We start from the raw sequence: 1,873 nt of genomic DNA, 5'->3' as shown, positions 1-1,873 counted from the left end.
CCCTTCGCCGGTCGTTCGCTCTTCCCGGCCCGCCCTTCAACGGTCGTCCGCTCTTCCCGGCCCGCCCTTCAACGGTCGTCCGCTCTTCCCGGCGGCGCGCTCACTCCGGGCTGCTTTATGAGGCGCTGCCGCGATCGTGGGGCTGCCAGGGGGCCGTCGAGCCGTTAACCTCACTCAGGGAGACGGCGTCGTGACGGTATGGGAGGGTCGATGATCCCTGGGGAGGACCGCCCGCCGGCCTGGCTGAGCGGCTACGGTTCGATCGACGCCGACATCCGCCAACTGCGGGAGTTCGCCGACCGGCTCACGGCCGAGGTCGAGCACAACTACGCGCCGCACCTGCCGCACATCGCGGAGGACGTCACAGCGCCGCTGCCCAACCCCTGCGACGCATTCATCGAACTGGTGCACTTCCTGCAGGCCCACCACGAGACCCAGCAGGCCAGCGTCGACATGGTCTGGGGCGTCTGCGGCGCCACCGGCCACCTCGCCGCAGCGGCGGGCACTGTGGCGGACCGCTACGCCGGCGCCGACGCCTTCTCCGCGGCGAGGGTGGCGGACGTCGAACACGCGCTCGCCGACCCGCGCGCCGTGGTGGCCGCCGGCCCACCGTCGGTACTGCTCGCAGATCCGACCGGTCCGGAGAAGGCTGGCCCACCGTCGGTGCTGCTCGGGAACCCGATCGGTCCGGCGGACGGCCCGGCGGTGGTCCAGTGATCGAACGGGGCAGCGGCCGCACGTCCAGCCTCACGGACTGGCACCGGATGGACGTGAACAGCATGTGGGCCTGCCTGCAGGACCATGACACCGCCAACCACTGGAAGCAGGTCGCCGGCTGGCGCAAGATCTGCGACCTGGCGCAGACCCACCTGAGCCGACTCCAGGAGTACCGACGAGGTCTCGCCGCGGCATGGCCCCCGGCGAGCAACGCGGCCGCGCTCGCGTACCTCACCCAACTCGACGAGCTGATCGACAAGGTCCGCCGCACCCACGACGCCGCCGCCGCGAACTACACCGCACTCGCCGCCGCCACCCAGGCCATCGGCGGCACCCGCGCCAAACTTCAGAGAATCCACGAGGAGTACGCAGCCAAACTCCAGCAGAAGCGGGCGTACGAGGCGACGGCCGCCGACCCGAAGGCAGCCATGGGCAGCCGCGTACCGGATCGGCCGGTCACCGATGACGACCTGGAGCAGCTGAACGTGCAGGCGCGCGGCATCATGTACGGCCTCAGCAGCGAACTCCAACAAGCCCAAGCAACACTACAGAAACCTCCAGTCATTAAGCCAAGAATCGACAACGGTTCAGACGAATACACACCCGGCGCCGTGCAGGCTCCAGTTATTCCAACGATTATTCCGGCGCCAGCCTCGCCAAGCAGTAGCCAGCAAATGCATCAACCACCTCCAGTCGTGCAAATGGAATCATCACCGAAGGGATCAATCGCTGGGCCGGTGCTCGGGAGCGCAAGCGCAGGACTAGCGCATACACCCTTGCCTCCTCCCCCTTCAGTGGGCCCAACTCCATCACCGGCTGTGTCCTCGAACATCGACCTCCCACCCTCGCTTCCCCAAGGCGGCCAGCGAGGCTTTACCCCAGGACCACAAGACCGGACTGGTTACCTTGGTCGGCCAACTTCTGAGGGTGCCTTGTCACGACAGACGGGAACCCCTCGATCGACCGGCGGAATTATTGGAGGCATCCCCGGCGGCTCGATCAGGCAACCGGGCGCCAGCAATGAGATGCGGCACATTAACCCAATCGGCGGGGTCATCGGCACTGGAGGGGCTGGAACAGCCCCGACTGGTGGAGCAGGTTCTCGCCCGGGAAGCGGTCGCGGTTACAGCACCGCTCATGGAATGCCGATAGGGGG

At 67.5% G+C, this 1,873-nt stretch carries 2 protein-coding genes; both read left to right on the top strand.

What is annotated here, in order from left to right; genetic code table 11:
• The first annotated feature begins 210 nt into the window (after positions 1-210).
• Positions 211-717 (top strand): hypothetical protein, encoded by a 507-nt coding sequence (locus tag E1211_RS31915; protein ID WP_132353937.1) that lies wholly within the window; start codon positions 211-213, stop codon positions 715-717.
• The coding region (locus E1211_RS32875) for a hypothetical protein (RefSeq protein WP_165947391.1) at positions 714-1,873 on the top strand (1,160 nt) is incomplete at its 3' end. The genes E1211_RS31915 and E1211_RS32875, both read left to right, overlap by 4 nt.

The sequence above is a fragment of the Micromonospora sp. 15K316 genome (assembly GCF_004348525.1).
Classification (GTDB): domain Bacteria; phylum Actinomycetota; class Actinomycetes; order Mycobacteriales; family Micromonosporaceae; genus Micromonospora.
Note: the sequence above shows the minus strand (reverse complement) of the source record. Positions and strands in the feature narration are given on the sequence as shown.

What these genes read in the sequence shown, in the direction of transcription:
- E1211_RS31915 (WP_132353937.1), top strand. Translation starts at nt 211, where the DNA reads ATGATCCCTGGGGAGGACCGCCCGCCGGCCTGGCTGAGCGGCTACGGT.